This is a genomic window from Glaciimonas immobilis, from assembly GCF_011947285.1.
GTDB classification, from domain to species: domain Bacteria; phylum Pseudomonadota; class Gammaproteobacteria; order Burkholderiales; family Burkholderiaceae_D; genus Glaciimonas; species Glaciimonas immobilis.
In genome coordinates this window covers 165,263-181,506 of the sequence record NZ_JAAOZT010000005.1, presented here as the reverse complement: position 1 = coordinate 181,506, position 16,244 = coordinate 165,263, and the positions used below count along the sequence as shown (strand labels likewise).

General features: G+C 48.2%; 14 protein-coding genes. 13 read left to right on the top strand and 1 reads right to left on the bottom strand.

Going from position 1 to position 16,244, the window contains the following annotated elements; all coding sequences use genetic code 11:
- Positions 1-223 precede the first annotated feature (223 nt).
- Positions 224-544, bottom strand: a complete 321-nt coding sequence (locus tag HAV38_RS09300) for a hypothetical protein (protein WP_168054700.1) — start codon at positions 542-544, stop codon at positions 224-226.
- A gap of 343 nt (positions 545-887) precedes the next feature.
- On the opposite strand from HAV38_RS09300, the gene HAV38_RS09295 reads away from it, so the two are divergent.
- From HAV38_RS09295 to HAV38_RS09235, 13 genes are all read left to right on the top strand, one after another.
- Positions 888-1,763 carry an EpsD family peptidyl-prolyl cis-trans isomerase gene (locus HAV38_RS09295; protein WP_245182290.1) on the top strand — a complete coding sequence of 292 codons (876 nt, stop codon included), beginning with the start codon at positions 888-890 and terminating at the stop codon, positions 1,761-1,763.
- A gap of 140 nt (positions 1,764-1,903) precedes the next feature.
- Positions 1,904-2,704, top strand: a complete 801-nt coding sequence (gene epsE / locus HAV38_RS09290; RefSeq protein ID WP_245182285.1) for a polysaccharide export protein EpsE — start codon at positions 1,904-1,906, stop codon at positions 2,702-2,704.
- Positions 2,705-2,831: 127 nt separating this feature from the next.
- Complete coding sequence (epsF, locus tag HAV38_RS09285) at positions 2,832-4,145, top strand: chain length determinant protein EpsF (protein ID WP_168054694.1); 1,314 nt, start codon at positions 2,832-2,834, stop codon at positions 4,143-4,145.
- 33 nt (positions 4,146-4,178) lie between these two features.
- A complete protein-coding gene (locus HAV38_RS09280) occupies positions 4,179-5,465 on the top strand; it encodes a polysaccharide polymerase (RefSeq protein WP_184013460.1) in 1,287 nt (428 codons plus the stop codon).
- Between the two features lie 12 nt (positions 5,466-5,477).
- Positions 5,478-6,602: a glycosyltransferase family 4 protein gene (locus HAV38_RS09275; protein ID WP_168054692.1), complete on the top strand. Its 1,125-nt coding sequence runs from the start codon at positions 5,478-5,480 to the stop codon at positions 6,600-6,602.
- Between the two features lie 60 nt (positions 6,603-6,662).
- Positions 6,663-7,769 carry an acyltransferase family protein gene (locus HAV38_RS09270; protein WP_168054690.1) on the top strand — a complete coding sequence of 369 codons (1,107 nt, stop codon included), beginning with the start codon at positions 6,663-6,665 and terminating at the stop codon, positions 7,767-7,769.
- A gap of 119 nt (positions 7,770-7,888) precedes the next feature.
- Positions 7,889-8,842 (top strand): glycoside hydrolase family 5 protein, encoded by a 954-nt coding sequence (locus HAV38_RS09265; protein WP_245182284.1) that lies wholly within the window; start codon positions 7,889-7,891, stop codon positions 8,840-8,842.
- 104 nt (positions 8,843-8,946) lie between these two features.
- The gene (locus tag HAV38_RS09260) at positions 8,947-10,422 is read left to right on the top strand and encodes a lipopolysaccharide biosynthesis protein (RefSeq protein ID WP_168054686.1); all 1,476 of its coding nucleotides are present in this window, start codon (positions 8,947-8,949) and stop codon (positions 10,420-10,422) included.
- 124 nt (positions 10,423-10,546) lie between these two features.
- Entirely contained in the window at positions 10,547-11,323 is a 777-nt protein-coding gene (locus tag HAV38_RS09255; protein ID WP_168054684.1) for a WecB/TagA/CpsF family glycosyltransferase, read from the top strand.
- Between the two features lie 82 nt (positions 11,324-11,405).
- On the top strand, positions 11,406-12,629 hold the full coding sequence (locus tag HAV38_RS09250) for a nucleotidyltransferase family protein (protein WP_168054682.1): 1,224 nt from the start codon (positions 11,406-11,408) through the stop codon (positions 12,627-12,629).
- Positions 12,626-14,044, top strand: coding sequence for a mannose-1-phosphate guanylyltransferase/mannose-6-phosphate isomerase (locus HAV38_RS09245; RefSeq protein ID WP_168054680.1), 1,419 nt, complete (start codon positions 12,626-12,628; stop codon positions 14,042-14,044). The genes HAV38_RS09250 and HAV38_RS09245 overlap by 4 nt, the downstream gene beginning before the upstream one ends.
- Positions 14,045-14,136: 92 nt before the next feature.
- On the top strand, positions 14,137-15,318 hold the full coding sequence (locus HAV38_RS22270) for a GumK N-terminal domain-containing glycosyltransferase (RefSeq protein ID WP_375791694.1): 1,182 nt from the start codon (positions 14,137-14,139) through the stop codon (positions 15,316-15,318).
- 501 nt (positions 15,319-15,819) lie between these two features.
- Positions 15,820-16,200 (top strand): Hsp20/alpha crystallin family protein, encoded by a 381-nt coding sequence (locus HAV38_RS09235; protein WP_168054676.1) that lies wholly within the window; start codon positions 15,820-15,822, stop codon positions 16,198-16,200.
- The last annotated feature ends 44 nt before the right edge of the window (positions 16,201-16,244 follow it).

The following is a 16,244-nucleotide window of genomic DNA, read 5'->3' as shown; positions in this document are numbered from 1 at the left end:
GTCTGGACCTGTTGATTATCGCCCGCACCGTCAAGGAAGTATTGAAAAAAGATAATGCGTATTGAGTTAATACACGACGGACAGTACGTGTTGCAACGAAAAAATAGATATAAATTAAAAAAATATTGACAGTGATTTTTGTAGGAAAACGACGCTCGTTTCAGTGTTTTTTATAGGGGGATGTAATGAAAATAGCCATTGTGGTGAGCCTCGCTTTTTTAGGTCATGCGAGTATTGCCGGCGCCGAAACGCCAATTTTTAAGCTTCCGCCGCACACTATCAATTCACCGCGCTCAACCCGTGCTGTCAACAGTAACGTTGACAGCGGCTCGCCAAACACTGAGCGCGATCGTTTTCGGTCCCCCATACCTGCATCCTCTCTAGACCATCCAAAGAGCTCTGCCATAAAACCACATATCGTGTTCATTGCGGCACAAAAATCGCAAGGCGTCTGGCCGCACGCCAATACTGCAACGACGGAATTGTCATCCGCCAAATGGAAGACCGCGCTACCCAACAATCGGATATCAAGCACCAATTTCATAGACGACTCTTTGTATCATTTTCTCAAAAATTTTAAAGGTCAACCACCACCAAAGCCCGATTCGTGGACGTTGCTTTTGGTCGTCCTTTGTTTAACCCTTTATCAAATACGTCGTCGCCCAGTCCGCGCGTCAATTGGATTCGTCCCATACTAAAACTGGCGGATAACTTAACTTCGGACACGACAATTACTATTGTGTATGGCTGGTAGGTTGTCTAGCCGAGTCATCGAAAGCGCAAAACTATATGGTCATTTATTTATATGTCGGAGGGTACCCTTGCATTGTTTTGAATATTTCCAAAGACCCCTTGACGTTAGCCGGGCTTTACACCGAACGGGCGTGATGATACCTAAGCTATTGATATTGATGGTTTCATTTTTTGTGTTGAGCTTAACCGGCTGTAGCGACAGGAATAAAAATACCAGCAAGATTTTGCTTTGGGTAAATGGCGACGAAATTACCACCCGCCAACTTGATGCCGAATTGGTCCGATCGAGCTCTGCGCCGGGAAGCAATCCTGAAGATCCGCCTAATATACGCAAACAGGCTTTGGAGGGCTTAGTAGACAGGAAAATATTGTTGCAGGAAGCTAAGCGAAAAAAAATGGATCGCGATCCAAAAGTAATACAGCTTATCGAAATCTATAAAACGTATGCAATCGTGCAGGCTTATCTGGAAACGCTGGCAGGAACGACGGGCTCGCCGTCTCAGAAGAATGTTGGTGACTATATTCACGGAAATGAAAAGTTATTCTTGCGTCGAAAGATGCTGGACATTAACCAGCTAAGTATTGCATCGCGAGAGTTCAGCAGTCAGCTAAAGGCTGTTATGGACGCTGGCAAATCGCTTGACGAAGTCGAAGCTTGGTTGATTGGACGCAAAATTGCATATGTCAGAATTGCCGCCTCATATGATAGCGCCGACTTACCGGATGATGTGTTTAGCCAACTTCAAAATATCGGAACAAATCATCTTTTTGTTATAGAAGAGGGTGACCGGGATTTGCTTTCAGTGGTCACCAATATGGCGGACGGCACGCTTCGGTCTGTGCAGCAAAATTTACAGATTGAACGTTTTCTGATGGATAAAAAAATGCAGGAAGTAGCGGCCATAGAAATTGCTCGCTTGCGGCTATTAGCCAAAATTGAGTACGTCGAAAAAAGCGATAGCGGACATATCGAAGGGGAGCTACATCCGGTGATGCGAAATAAATTATGAACGTTAATAACGTCTATGTCGACCAATTGGGTGCACGAACCTGGGGCTAGAAATATGAAAGATGAAAATGATCAGAGGATCACAATCAGGACCTTGCTCACAAATATCGTTGCGGAAAATACCTTATAAAGATGAATAGAATGATAATAAAAATTTGTAAAATTTTCTTTCATACGTTGGTGCTGGCTTTTTTACTTTCAGCCTTCACCGCGCGCGCCTCCGACATGCCGCTTGGCACTGGTGATGTCGTAAAAATAGCCGTATTTGGAAATCCGGATTTAAGTCTGGTGGCCAAAATTAGTGAGATGGGCAGTATTACTTTTCCGCTCGTAGGCGATGTGAAGGTGGGGGAACTATCGACTGCCGACGCGGAAAAGAAAATCGCCGGCTTATTAACCGAAGGCGGATTTCTGCGAACGGCACAGGTTAACATTTTGGTCACTGAGCTAGAAAGCCAACAGGTTTCCATGCTCGGCCAGGTCTTGCACCCGGGACGATATCCGATTAAAGGCCCGCGTAGCGTGACCGATATGCTGGCATTGGCCGGTGGCGTCGGCCCTGATGGCGGGGATACCGCAACCATCATCTTTACGCGCGATGGAAGAGTCAGCAGGCAGGTGATTAATCTTGTCGACATGATTCAGGCTGCAGACATGACGGCAAATATGAGGCTGATCGGCGGCGACATAGTGTACGTGGATCGGGCACATAAATTTTATATTTATGGTGAGGTACAGCACCCAGGCGGCTATCGGCTGGAACGCGACATGAGTGTGATGCAGGCGCTGTCTATCGGAGGGGGTCTCACGCCGCGCGGTACCGAGCGGGGTTTGCGCGTCAGACGTCGCGACGCGAACGGAAAAACAGCAACGCTCAGCCTGAAAAATGATGACGAACTCAAGCCTGACGACGTCGTGTACGTCCAGGAAAGTTTGTTTTGATAATCACTAATAATATTTATGGAAGGTCTATCGTCATGCCCTATGCCGATAAAAAGGTGCTGTTACCAACAGGATTGACATCGCAAGTAAATTTATATTCGAACAGCTGTTTTCTTGGGACTCTTTTGTGACTTTTTATCAGCTATCAGCCATTCTGCGTGCACGCTATAAAATCGTGCTTTTCACAATGATGTTGAGCGTGGGAATAACCACCATCGCCAGTTTGTTTTTGCCCAAAAATTACAAAGCTTCGAGCACAATGGTGCTGAACTATAAAGGTTCCGATCCGGTGTCGGGGGAGGTTTTGCCCGCGCAGCTGGTAGCGGGTTATATGGCGACACAAATGGACATCGTTTTGAGCAGAGCAGTCGCTTTGAAAACAGTCGTCAATCTTCGCCTGGCGAACGATCCGGTCTTTCAGCAGCGTTTCGCTAATATCCGCAGCGACGGGGGATCGATCAGTGACTGGCTAGTCGACCTGTTGCTAAAAATGGTGGATGTTTCCCCGGCGCGAGAAAGTAGCGTCGTCGAAATCAATGCAAGAAGCAACGATCCAAAATTCGCCGCGGCCGTGGCTAACGGGTTTGCCAGCGCCTACCAGCAGGTGAGCCTCGAGATGAAGGTGGCACCGGTGCAGCAAGCTGGCGCTTACTTTGCCGCAAAGATAAAAATTCTTCGTGCTAACCTGGAAAAGGCTCGGAACAAGCTATCCCAATATCAGCAAGAGAACGGACTGGTAAGCACCGATAAAACCCTCGACATTGAAACCGCGCGCTTAAATGATCTTTCGGGTCAACTCATCATTGCTCAGGGGCAGGCAATAGAAGCGTCGTCGCGGGGGAGTCAGGCAATGGGTAGCAATGGGATGGATTCACCTGATGTGATCGCGAATTCGTTAGTGCAAACGCTTAAGTCCTCCTTGGCGCAGGCCGAAGGAAAATTTGCGTTGTTATCGCAGAATCTAGCGCCGAATCACCCACAGTATCAGGCCGCAAAAGCTGAGATTGACAAAATGCGTACTGAATTAAGCCGTAATATCGCAGCCACTAATAGCGGCGCTGCAAATAACAGCCACATATTGCGCCAGCGTGAAGCCTTGGTGCACGCCGCGTTCGCGGCGCAAAGAACCAAAGTCTTTCAACTCAACCGCGCCCGCGATGGACTATCGGTTCTCGTTGAAGATGTCGACAACGCGCAGCATGCATACGACGCGGTCCATATACGCTTTAACCGTTCCGAGCTCGAAGGTAATTCTAACCAGTCCGATGTGTCACTGCTAAGTGCGGCAACCGTACCCACGCATTCGGCTAGCCCAAATATTGTGTTCAACATAGTTATGTCGATCATGCTCGGATTAATGCTTGGATTGGCCATAGCTGTCATGAAAGAACTTGCACTTCGTCGGGTGCGCACGGATCTCAACTCTAGTCTTTCAATTTAAAAGTATTGCACCAATAAAAGGCGAACGAGCCGTATGCATTCTCTCTCAACCATCAGGAATTTTATTTTTCCGCGCCCGGTAGATTTGCCGGTGTCGGATAAAAGCGTGGTGTTCTGGATTTTGACGTGCGCATTAACGTACCAGGCCGTCTTGTGCGCTCTTCACACCAACGTCCATGCGATCTCCATGGTGGGCGTGGGATTGACCGAGGGCGTCATCTACCTCGCCTGTCTTGTGGTGTTGATCAAGCACATGAGACTTGAGTTTCTGGCCGTCGCCGGGCTGGTCGGCGCATATCTTTTTTTGATGGCAATTTTTCGTAACCAGCTGGATCCAAAAGGTTTCCGGGACGTGATGATTCCCATCCTTTTTTACGGGCTTGGACGTCAGATTGGAAGCGTTAAATATGCCGACCGTTTACTTAAAATGATGGTGTTAGTGGTGTTGTTTTTTGCTTTTTTTGAACTGTTTTTTGTGGATGGATTCTCGCGCATATTTAATATTTTTTCTTACTATGTCAGTCAGGGTGGTCTGGCACCTGGTTCCAACTGGGCCAAGGGCAGCGTATTGGGATTGAACGGCATGCGACCGGAAGGAATAGGGCGCACGATCTTGCCCGCTTTAATCGGTAATCATCGAGTGTCGTCGGTGTTTCTTGAGCCTGTATCCCTCGGTAACTTTGCCGTGATTGTCGGCGCCTGGGGCTTATCAAAGAGACGAGACGAGATCGCGGAAATGCTTTTCTTTGTGGTTTCGGCGTTCACGATGATTGCATTGAGCGATTCGCGCTACGGAATGATAACCGTGGCGGCGCTGATGCTGATGCGTTGCATCCCGTTCGGCAATAAATATATCTGGATGATGATCCTACCAGTGCTATGCGTATGCACATTGCTGGGAACCGCTCTATTTGTTAATGGAATTTATAGCGATAACGTTTTGGGGCGACTGTATGTTAGTGGAAAAATGCTGTGCAATCTGGATGTCGGAATGATATTTGGTACGGAAGGATACGACATTAATTTCGGTGACATGGGATATCCGTCCTTGCTAACCCGGCTCGGTTTGGTGCTATGCCTGTTTTTATGGATCGCTTTCTGGATGCTCAGCATGAAGGACGAAAGGGGCAACCGCTTTCGCGCTTCAGTCACTCTCTACATGTCGCTGATTCTGTGCGTCAGCGGAACGTCATTATTTGCCTTGAAGACCGCAGGTATTCTTTGGTTTCTGGTCGGATGTCTGGTAGACAATCAAAAAGAGGTTATGCCGCACCTACCCGAAAAAAATTCCACACTCACCCCCGCGCTTACCCGCATATAAAAGGCCTTTCACATGTCGATTAAAGTCGTACACGTTGTGCGTCAATATTCACCCTCCGTTGGTGGCCTGGAAGACGTCGTGCGAAATATAGTGCGCCAGCAACGTGAGCACCATGATCAGGTTCCCAGAATCATTACACTCAACCGTTTATTTAGAAACGCTGACGGATTTCTTGCCTCCAAAGCGATAGTCGACGGCGTGAGCGTCATGCGTCTGCCGTTTCGCGGAACGAGCAGATACCCAGTGTGTCCGCAAGTGTTAAAGCACGTCGCCGATGCTGATGTTATCCATGTCCATGGAATTGACTTCTTTTTTGACTATTTGGCTTTGACCAAGCCTTTTCACAAGCGACCGCTAGTGGCATCAACGCATGGTGGCTTTTTTCACACCAGCTTTGCGTCGACAATAAAAAAAGTTTATTTCAACACCGTAACGCGCGCGTCCTCGATGATGTACGACAAGATCATTGCGACGAGCGACAACGATGGCAACATCTTTAAAAAAATTGTTAATCCTTCCAAGTTAGCTGTCATCGAAAACGGCGTCAATGTCGAAAAATATCGAAATCAAGCGGCGCTAACTCCCACCAGAACTTTGATTTATTTTGGGCGCTGGTCCGCTAACAAAGGACTGCTGGAGACGTTGGCGCTTTTCAAAAAAATAGCTGCCCGACAGTCTGGCTGGAAACTCATTATTGCGGGTCGGGAATACGATCACACAGCAGAAGAACTGAGCGCGTGGTTGGGTGAACATCAATTGACGGATTCAGTGCAAATAATTCCCAACCCGAGCGATCGCGCTTTGGCTGAGCTGATCGGCCAGGCCAGCTACTTTATTTGCCTTTCGCAGCATGAAGGTTTCGGCCTGGCGGCAATTGAGGCAATGAGCGCCGGGTTGACACCCGTTCTCAGCAACATTCCCCCATTTCGTAATCTGGTTGAGCAATCGCATAGCGGCATTTTACTGTCGGCACAAAGCGATGAAGATAACGTCGAACGTCTCCTTTTTCTTCACGAAGAAACGCAACGTAATTTCGCCGTTGGACGCAGTAACATGCAGCAGTTTGCGGATCGTTATAACTGGCGGCACATCGCCAATCAATATGTTGAAGTGTATAAAAATTTAATGTCACGTTGAGGCGATCTGTTGCCTTTTTTAGACTGAAATATATTTAGAGAAAATGTATCCGCAAAAGCCATGACAAACGCAAAAATAAATGAAATTACCGGTTTGCGGGGAATAGCGGCCCTGTTGGTTGTGTACGGTCACAGTGTGAGTCGGTTCGCGCTACCGCTGAATATTAATTTTTCCGGCGAAATCGGCGTAACGATTTTTTTCTGTTTAAGCGGATTTTTGATGGCTTATCTTTATGTCGGAAAAAAATTCTCTGCGCCGGACGTAATCGATTATGCGATCTCACGATTTTCGAGAATTGCGCCAGCGTATCTTTTTATCCTCTTGATATCTTATGTCGTCTATACAAATTTCGACCCCAATTTTACATACGACATTTCTAGCAAAAATATTCTGCGCCATATTCTTTTTTCCGGAAACGTCTCGGTGTTTTGGAGCATCACCCCGGAAGTTGAATTTTATTTTATGTTTGTTCTGATCTGGGCCGCCGCCAGCCGTTGTCTGGTGCGATTTGATGTTTTCGGTATTATGTTCTTGATCCTCGGATGTATGGTTCTGTTGTCGTACCGTGACGTTTTTCCAGGCACTTTCATTGGTGCAAAGTTGCATTATTTCGTGTTTGGCGTGATCGCTGGCGCATTGCGATCACGGATTAAAGAGGATCAGGGCAGCAAAGCAACCACGGCCTTGCACGTGACTTTACTCTCCTTGGTGGTATTGATGGAAAGCGGCTGGATACCTTTGCCATTCGCGAACAATAAAGAATTCTATAGCAGTATATTGACTGCCGCTTTTGGTGCCTTTCTGGTATTCAGCTTTACGTTTCCGTCACTCATTGGAAAGCTAATGTTAGGAAATGGATTCGTCGTGTTTTGCGGAGAATGCAGTTTTTCAATTTACCTGTTGCATATGCCCGTTGTCTATTTGTATCAAAAATTTCTTCCAGATCCAGGCACTGATCTGGTTGCGATCTTGCTTCAAATTATTTTTTTCGTCTCATTTATCAGCATGGTCTTGCTCGTTTCCTGGCTCAACTTTCAGATGGTCGAAAAACCTGGAGCGCGCCTGATTAAATCGTTGGGGAATAATCTAAAGGAAAAGATACTTCCGCTATTTTCACTCGCATCAACTCCACAACCGGTCTCCTTTAAAGGTAGTAACAAAACATGAATAACTACTGCAATGCAATCTTAAAATATCTCGGCAGTCTTATAAAATTCGCGTTCCTTAGAGGATTGCGGCGCATTTTACCCTTCACAATCGTCTTCGGCTGCCTATGTGTGCCGCACATGGCATCTGCTAATTGCCTTGATAGCAAACGCCTGACAGGTGTTAATTTGAGCGGGGCGGAGTTTGCTGGCGAGACGCTACCCGGAGTGCTCTTCCACGATTATGTCTATCCGGTGATTGATGACATGCGGCATTTTCAGGCGCAAGGACTGAATGTTTTCCGGCTGCCGTTTCTTTGGGAGCGGATACAACCCACACTATTTGGCGAGCTTGATCCGGTCGAGTTAAAAAATATCATGGATACCGCAGCCAACGCACGTTTATTGGGAGTCTGCATCATCCTTGACTTGCATAACTATGGCGCATACCGCGGCCAGCCTATTGGCTCGGGCGCAGTGCCGCATACAGCGTTGATCAATTTATGGACGCGGTTGCTGCCTCACTTTATGGATCCAGCCAACGTCGCATTTGATCTGATGAACGAACCAAGTAATTTATCGACAGCGGAGTGGGCAGTAACAGCGCAGGAAACTGTCACTGCCATACGTTTAGGCGGTGCAAAAAATTTGATTCTGGTTCCCGGCGGAAGCTGGAGTGGCGCGCATTCGTGGTTTCTAAAAGATGCCGGGGTATCGAATTCAGAAGCGTTTCGCACATTTCATGACCCGGCGAATAATTATTTGATCGAGACCCACCAATATGCGGATGCCGATTACTCCGGCACCCACAACACCTGTATTGATCCCGCATTGTTAAGCACGGTAATGTCAAAGCTGACGGAATGGGCAATCGCTACCGGGCAACGTTTGTTTCTTGGTGAGGTCGGCGTGCAACCCAATGCGCCTTGCCTGCAAGCGTTAGCGGCAATAGTGAACGGTACAAAGAATACTGCAGCATGGGGCGGCTGGACTTATTGGTCGGCAGGGCAATGGTTAGGCGATTACCCGTTCAGCTTGCAGGCCGACCTTAATGGTGAAAAGCCGCAAATGGCGATTTTAAAACTGGCAATGTAACGCTTATTAGCACTTAGGTAACGTTAATAACCCAAAAAAATAGATGCACAAATAGGAATGCACAGGATGTTTGAACTGAAACTCAAGTTGGAAGGAGCGGTCCGATGAAATTTAAGCAATCAAATGCGGTTGCGTCAGGGTCGATGTGGGCGATCGTGGATAACCTGGCGCAACAGGTCTTGTCATTTATTATCTTCGCAGTGCTGGCACGGTTTCTGGCACCGGATGCTTTTGGCTTGTTGACGGTCGCTCATCTTTTTATTTTGTTTACCCGCGTGGTCGTGTTTGATGCGATTGCAATGCCTATCGTACGGACAAAAGAACCGAATGACCGACTTTATTCATGGGTGTTTACTTACTGCATGTTGGCGAGTTTGGCACTTGCAGGCTTGATGTTTTTTTCAGCGGGATTGGTTTCCGCACTGTTCCGCGCCCCGGACCTGAAATTGGTGTTGCAAGGCATGAGTGCGTCGATTGTTTTTTATGGATTGGTGCGGGCCTATGAAGCTAGGTTAGTGCGCAACATGATGTTCCGGCAGCTCGCTGTACGATCGATTTTCTCGATCTTGATCGGTGGCGTGATAGGCATTTCGATGGCTGCTAACGGATTAGGTGGTATGTCTTTAGTAGTGCAACAGGTGGTGGCATCCGGTCTCGGCCTGTTGTTAGTTGTATTTCAGAGTCGCTGGTTACCCCGGCTGGTTTTTGACACTACGCTGCTGCGCCGCTACGTGGATGATATCCGTCAGGTCGGATTATCCGGTTTATTGGGTTACATCAACGTCAACGGTGACGCATTATTGGTCAGCCTGTTTCTTGGGCCATACGCTACCGGCCTTTACAACCTCGCCAAGCGTGTTACCTCGGCTGTGTATCTGGTTATCGCTAGCTCTATGCAAAAAGTCGCGCTGCCGGTGTTCTCGGATGCGGGAACAGATGTGACAGCGTTGCGCAAAGGGTATTTAACGATACACGGCATTACATTTTTTTGCGTCGCACCCTTACTGTGTTTTCAGGCGGTGTTGGCAAAGCCTTTGGTAGCGGTAGCGTTTGGTGAGAAGTGGTTGCCTGCCGCACCGACGATCAGTGCGTTGGCACTTTTGTATCTGTTATCGTCGATTACCCAGTTAAATGATTATCTGTTTTTCGCGATGAGGAAGAACCGTGTGCCGGTATTTTTGGGAATTGCCCAAATGCTGTTAGCGGCCGGACTAGCTGCCATCTTTCAAAGCTTTGGATTGATCGGTTTGAGTTTGTCATTTTGTGGCGCATTTTTGCTGGTATATCCAGTTTCACAAACGTTGTTGAATCGGTTGCTTGGTTTGAACGTTCGGCTGATGTGGTACGCACTGGCGCCACCTTTGGTGGGTAGCATCATTTTGTGTGCGGGACTAAGCGCCTATTTGCTGGTGATACCTGACCACTTGACCGATGTGGCTGTGGTTGCAGGCGGAGTATTGCTCGCCTGTTTGCTGTATCCATCCATCGTCGCAATTACCGGCTGGCAGATCAGGGTGGTAAACAGTTCATGGCACGAGATGCTATTGGCTGGACTGCGATTTCGTCGCTTCTTTGTGTAATAAAAAAGTCACCCAGCGGTCGTCGTTCTCGAACTTCTGCTTTTTGGTGGCTAGCGAGTAGGCGCATGGCAACAGTGCTTATAGGTGATTTTGGTGTTTATTGGCAGTCTTTTAGGAGTGATCGATGAGTGACGAAAAATGTATTCCTATCGCAGGCTATCCGGTCTCTAAAACGACATCCCCCGTACTGGCCAGATACCTGCGCCAAACCGTCAAGAAGGAAAAAAAAGTATCGCTGTTTTTTGCCAACACAAATTTCATCGTTCAGTGCAGATATCTATTGGGCACCATGAAAGGTGATTCAGTAACGATAGTCAATGACGGCATTGGAATGGATATCGCTGCATTTTTATTTCGGCGCGACAGGTTCCAGGAAAATTTGAACGGTACTGACTTCATACCGTATTTTTTTTCTGGACTGGCAAGACCGTTGCGGGTGTTCATGTTGGGCGGTAAGCCAGAGGTTCTGGCCAAAGCAGCTCACCATGTCCGCGTGACCTTGGGTCAGACCGTGGTCGGCACCTGCGACGGCTATACGGGGATCGAACATGATCATGCCGAATTAGTTACTGCTATCAACCTCTCGCAGGCGGAGGTGGTGTTGGTGGCGCTAGGTAATCCGATTCAGGAAGAGTGGATCCTGTTAAGTCGTCAGATGCTGCACGCCAATGTAGTGATCGGAGTAGGTGCATTATTCGATTTTTGGAGTGGCGATAAGACTCGTGCACCCGATTTTTTACAACGTACGCGACTCGAATGGCTATATCGGTTATGTCTCGAACCCCAGCGATTATTACGCCGCTACACCATAGATATTATGCGATTTTTGCTTTTGTGTCGGAAGCATCGTGCCGACGTTTCCAATAGGCATACAAGGCCTGCCGGAAACTTGAAAGTCTGAATTGATGGACCGTTCTGGTTGGACGAAAACAGGCGGCACTGAAGATGTTAACAATATTCGCAATTAATTTTCGAGGTAAAAAATGAAAGCAATGATATTGGCGGCTGGCAAGGGCACGCGCGTTCGTCCTTTGACCTATGATCTTCCTAAACCGATGATACCCATTTTAGGTAAGCCTGTGATGGCCTATCTGGTCGAATTTCTGGCCAGTTATGGTGTTCGCGACATTATGGTGAATGTCAGTTACTTGCATAAAAAAATAGAAGATTATTTTGGTGACGGCAGTCAGTTCGGGGTGCAGATTGGTTATTCTTTTGAGGGTTATACCAATGAAAGCGGCGAAGTTATTCCCGAGCCATTGGGTTCGGCGGGCGGCATTAAAAAAATTCAGGAATTTGCCAACTTCTTCGATGACACAACTATTGTGATATGCGGGGATGCGCTGATTGATCTGGATTTGAGGTCAGCACTGTTCGAGCATAAGCAAAAGGGCGCAATGGCCAGTGTCATCACCAAGGAAGTAGCGTGGGATAAAGTTGATAACTACGGTGTGGTAGTGACCGATTCCAACGGACGAATTAAGTCGTTTCAGGAGAAGCCTACGCAAGCGGAAGCGCTTTCCAATTTTGCGAGTACCGGCATTTATATCTTCGAACCGGAGGCCATTAATTTGATACCGGCTGACACGACGTTCGATATCGGTTCCGATCTGTTTCCGCTAATGGCCGCAAAGGGCTTACCGTTTTACGCGCAACAGCGCTTCTTCAACTGGATTGATATCGGTACAGTGACCGATTATTTAAGTGTCATGCAAAGGATTTTGTCAGGTGAGGTAGCCCCGCTCCAAGTCCCGGGAGTAAGTACCGCCGACGGTGTATGGGTGGGCCTTAACACCAGCATAGATTGGCACGGCACGACCATTCTGGGACCGGTTTATATCGGTGCCGGTTGCCGCATTGAGGCTGGCAGCACGATTATCGGACCGACCTGGATCGGCCATGGCAGTCATATATGTTCAGGCGCAAAGGTGGTGCGTAGCGCGTTATTTGAATACACGCGGATATTCCCTGGTGCCTGTTTGGAAGAAATGGTAGTCGTTAAAAAATATAGCGTGAACCGCGCCGGGGAGATGCTAAGACTGACAGAGTCTGGCGAGCATGGATGGGGCGATGCGCGTGGTAAGCAGAAGGAAGTGCAAGAAGTGCAGCAGGCACTGCAGCCGGTGCCGCAAGCAAATCCAACGCTGTCACTTCAGAGAAATCCCAGGTCGGATGTTAATCCGGTTATACCTTTAGGATTTGTATGAGAATCTATCCCGTTATACTCGCCGGTGGTGCCGGTACCCGCTTATGGCCGCTCTCGCGAGAGGCTTTACCTAAGCAACTGTTGCCTCTCTGCTCTAAATTTTCGATGCTGCAGGAAACCTTGTTGAGGCTATCAGACTGGCCAGAGTTGATGCCGCCCCTGATCACCTGCGGTAATGAGCATCGATTTTTGGTAGCCGAGCAGTTGCGCGCCATCGGCGTAACGCCGATCGGTATCTTACTGGAACCAGAGAGCAAAAATACAGCTCCCTCAATTGCTGCTGCGGCACATTTTTTATTGAAAGAGGATAAAGAGGCGCTGATGTTAGTCCTGCCCGCCGACCATATGATCGCTGATGTCGAGTCTTTTCATGTGGCCGTGTGGCGTGCGGCGCAAGCAGCGCACGGTGGGGCTCTGGCCACCTTCGGTATCGTTCCATCGGAGCCTGAGACCGGTTACGGTTATATCCGCCGGGGCAAGGTCGTGGAAGGTATCGAGGGTTGTTACGTGGTCGAGAAATTTGTAGAAAAACCTGATAGTTCGACCGCTGAAATTTTTATTGCCGACCCGGCCTATAGCTGGAACAGCGGCATGTTCTTATTTTTTGCTGCGCGCTATCTGGAAGAGTTGCAGATATTCCGTCCCGCTATTGCCGAGTGTTGTCGTAACGCGTTTAACGACGCCCACCGCGATCTGGATTTTTGCCGTCTCAATGAGATTTCGTTTGCCGCATGCCCGCCGGAGTCCACTGACTACGCAGTCATGGAACACACTGCGCACGCAGTCGTAGTGCCCGCAGAGATCGGCTGGAGCGACGTGGGGTCGTGGTCTGCGCTGTCGCAAATACTGAAGGACGATGTCAACGACAACGTGATACGCGGTGACGTTTATACCGACGCGGTCAAGAATTCAATGATTCGCGCCGAAGGCCGGTTCGTGGCAGTGGTCGGGGTCGACGATTTGATCGTGGTCGAGACCAAGGATGCGGTCCTGGTAGTCCACAAAGACCAGGTGCAAAGAGTCAAAAAAATCGTCGAGTACCTGAGGAAAAATAGTCGTACTGAACATCTTAATCACACCAAGGTTTATCGACCCTGGGGAAGCTATGAGGGGATCGATATTGGCGAACGTTTCCAGGTCAAGCGCATCACGGTTAACCCGGGCGGAAAGCTGTCGCTTCAGATGCATCATCACCGCGCCGAACACTGGGTAGTGGTGAGCGGTACAGCGCTAATTGTCAGCGGTGATGAGGAAAAACTCCTTTCTGAAAACGAATCGACTTACATCCCGATCGGCGAAAAGCACCGGCTCGAAAATCCCGGGAAATTACCATTGCATCTGATCGAAATTCAATCCGGCGGCTACCTTGGTGAAGACGATATCGTCCGCTTCGAGGATATGTATAAACGCCTATGAGGGTCCTTTGCGGCACTGTTTATGATTTGTAGCGTCAGCTGCCCGCTAAGGATCCGCAAGGTCATTTTCAGTTTTGATCGAAGTCGTTTTGAATGCGCTTTTATTCGGCCCTTGCGCGCCTTGATTGCCAATACACAAAAATGGATTTCAGAAAGATAAGTATGCGATCTTTAATGATAACGGCCCATGACTATAGATCTCGACGTCGTGTTAATGTGCATTTTATTGCGGCTGAATTAAAAAAATACGGTCCGACTAGTTTTTTTTCTTGCCCGTATAGTTTGTTCTCACGGTTCAAACCCGATCCTAGAGCATCGTTAAGCAGTCTCGCCAACAAAGTCGGCTTGCGAGATGGGATTCATTGCTTCCTTTGGCAGACGGTCATTCCTCCGTTTAATACAGGTAAGAGTATCTTCGCGTCGATAGAAAATTTCTTATTCAGGAGATATGTCAATAATCCGCATCCTGTTTTGGTCAAGTGGATAGAAGAGTCAGACGTAGTTATCTTTGAAAGTGGTATGGCGCCAATTTTTTTCGATCTTGTAAAGCGTTTGAACCCGAGTGCGAAGACGATTTATCTTGCTTCTCATGATCTTGAAACGATCAATGTTGCACCGTATGTCAAGCAAACGTTCGCACAAGTCGGGCCCAAAATGGACGCTATTTGCCTGACATCGCGCTACATGGCCGAGGGCATGCCTAGCGTGGATAACTGTTATGTGGTACCGCATGGATTTGATTATTCGTTGGGAGATTACGCAGATCCATCTCCTTACGGCCCCGGTCAGCATGCGGTATCGGTTGGCTCCATGTTGTTTGATCCGGACTTTTTTGTGATCGCATCAAGGCTATTCCCGGAGGTTACATTCCATATTATTGGTTGTGGTATCGGGGCACATCCGGATTTTGGAAAAAACGTTGTCCTGCATGAGGAAATGCCGCACCGCCTCACGTTACCGTACATCAAACATGCAACGGTCGGAATCTCACCGTATCGTTCGGCGCACGTTCCACGCTATCTTTCGGATACTTCTATGAAGCTGATGCAGTATGATTTCTTTGAATTGCCAGCGGTTTGTCCGAGTAGCGTGATGGGTGGCCATAGGTCGCGCTTTGGTTATACGCCCGGCGATGCAAAATCTATCTTGTGCGCCATGCGTCGTGCGCTTGCTGCACCGCGGTTGCCAGCTGAAAACGCACTGTTAAGCTGGTCCGACGTGGTGGAACGTTTATTGGCACCGAACATGTTTTCGGATACCAGACTAGCGGCGTGAAGGCTGGAAGGCTCTTTGCGTGGGCCTCTGGGCTAGGGCCGCGTCTATCAGGTCGATTTGTCAGCGTGATGCCATAAGGGAAAAGATAAATTCTGGTAAGGCTACCCTCTGATTTCCGGATGCGCGGGAACCGCCAGTTCGCCGAGCCATACAGGGAAATAATGTTGCCAACGGTATATTTTCTATCGGAAGTTCCGCAGCTTAGCGCTTAGGCTGGTTGGCATTTTTGCATTTTTGCATTTTTGCATTTTTGCATTTTTGCATTTTTGCATGTCTGGATATCTGGATATCTGGATATCTGGATATCTGGATTTCAGACGGCAACCGTAGGATTGGTTCAAGTTATTCGTATGGGTAACGAGTCGTTCCGATGCCCGCGAATGTACGTATTATTATAGAAATTAAGTGGTCTTGAAACCGTTTTAGGCAGGTCCTATATTGGTGTTAAGCGGGAAATTAATAACGCTTTCTAAATGAAAATTAAAGCGAGAGGAGGAAAAGATGGAAAACAAAAATGAATTGATGCAGCGTGAAACAAGTGGTAACGAAGGAGAAGTGTCCCGTCCCTTTGTGGATGTAATCGAGGACGAAAATGGTATTACGCTAATCGCTGACTTGCCCGGTGTCACCAAAGAAAACCTCGCGATCCGCGTCGATGCCGATATGCTGATCATTGAAGGCGCAGTGAAGCTTGGCGAGGCTGATTATTTGCAGCCGGTTTACGTAGAAGAGCAGGCGGCGCAGTACAAGCGTACCTTTACGTTGAGTCCGGAATTGGACACATCTCAAATCGTCGCATCAATGCACGACGGTGTGCTTACGCTCACTATGCCTAAGCTGGAACAAGCCAAACCAAGAAGGATTGAAGTGAACGTTGCTTAATTGTGTATTTGTGTTGTTACTGCAGCGGACCGGTCCCAGCCTTA

What these genes read in the sequence shown, in the direction of transcription:
- HAV38_RS09295 (WP_245182290.1), top strand. Translation starts at nt 888, where the DNA reads ATGATACCTAAGCTATTGATATTGATGGTTTCATTTTTTGTGTTGAGC.
- HAV38_RS09300 (WP_168054700.1), bottom strand. Translation starts at nt 544, where the DNA reads ATGAAATTGGTGCTTGATATCCGATTGTTGGGTAGCGCGGTCTTCCAT.
- HAV38_RS09255 (WP_168054684.1), top strand. Translation starts at nt 10,547, where the DNA reads ATGAGTGACGAAAAATGTATTCCTATCGCAGGCTATCCGGTCTCTAAA.
- HAV38_RS09250 (WP_168054682.1), top strand. Translation starts at nt 11,406, where the DNA reads ATGAAAGCAATGATATTGGCGGCTGGCAAGGGCACGCGCGTTCGTCCT.
- HAV38_RS09245 (WP_168054680.1), top strand. Translation starts at nt 12,626, where the DNA reads ATGAGAATCTATCCCGTTATACTCGCCGGTGGTGCCGGTACCCGCTTA.
- HAV38_RS09280 (WP_184013460.1), top strand. Translation starts at nt 4,179, where the DNA reads ATGCATTCTCTCTCAACCATCAGGAATTTTATTTTTCCGCGCCCGGTA.
- HAV38_RS09275 (WP_168054692.1), top strand. Translation starts at nt 5,478, where the DNA reads ATGTCGATTAAAGTCGTACACGTTGTGCGTCAATATTCACCCTCCGTT.
- epsE (WP_245182285.1), top strand. Translation starts at nt 1,904, where the DNA reads ATGATAATAAAAATTTGTAAAATTTTCTTTCATACGTTGGTGCTGGCT.
- HAV38_RS09270 (WP_168054690.1), top strand. Translation starts at nt 6,663, where the DNA reads ATGACAAACGCAAAAATAAATGAAATTACCGGTTTGCGGGGAATAGCG.
- HAV38_RS09265 (WP_245182284.1), top strand. Translation starts at nt 7,889, where the DNA reads ATGGCATCTGCTAATTGCCTTGATAGCAAACGCCTGACAGGTGTTAAT.
- HAV38_RS09235 (WP_168054676.1), top strand. Translation starts at nt 15,820, where the DNA reads ATGGAAAACAAAAATGAATTGATGCAGCGTGAAACAAGTGGTAACGAA.
- HAV38_RS22270 (WP_375791694.1), top strand. Translation starts at nt 14,137, where the DNA reads ATGCGCTTTTATTCGGCCCTTGCGCGCCTTGATTGCCAATACACAAAA.
- HAV38_RS09260 (WP_168054686.1), top strand. Translation starts at nt 8,947, where the DNA reads ATGAAATTTAAGCAATCAAATGCGGTTGCGTCAGGGTCGATGTGGGCG.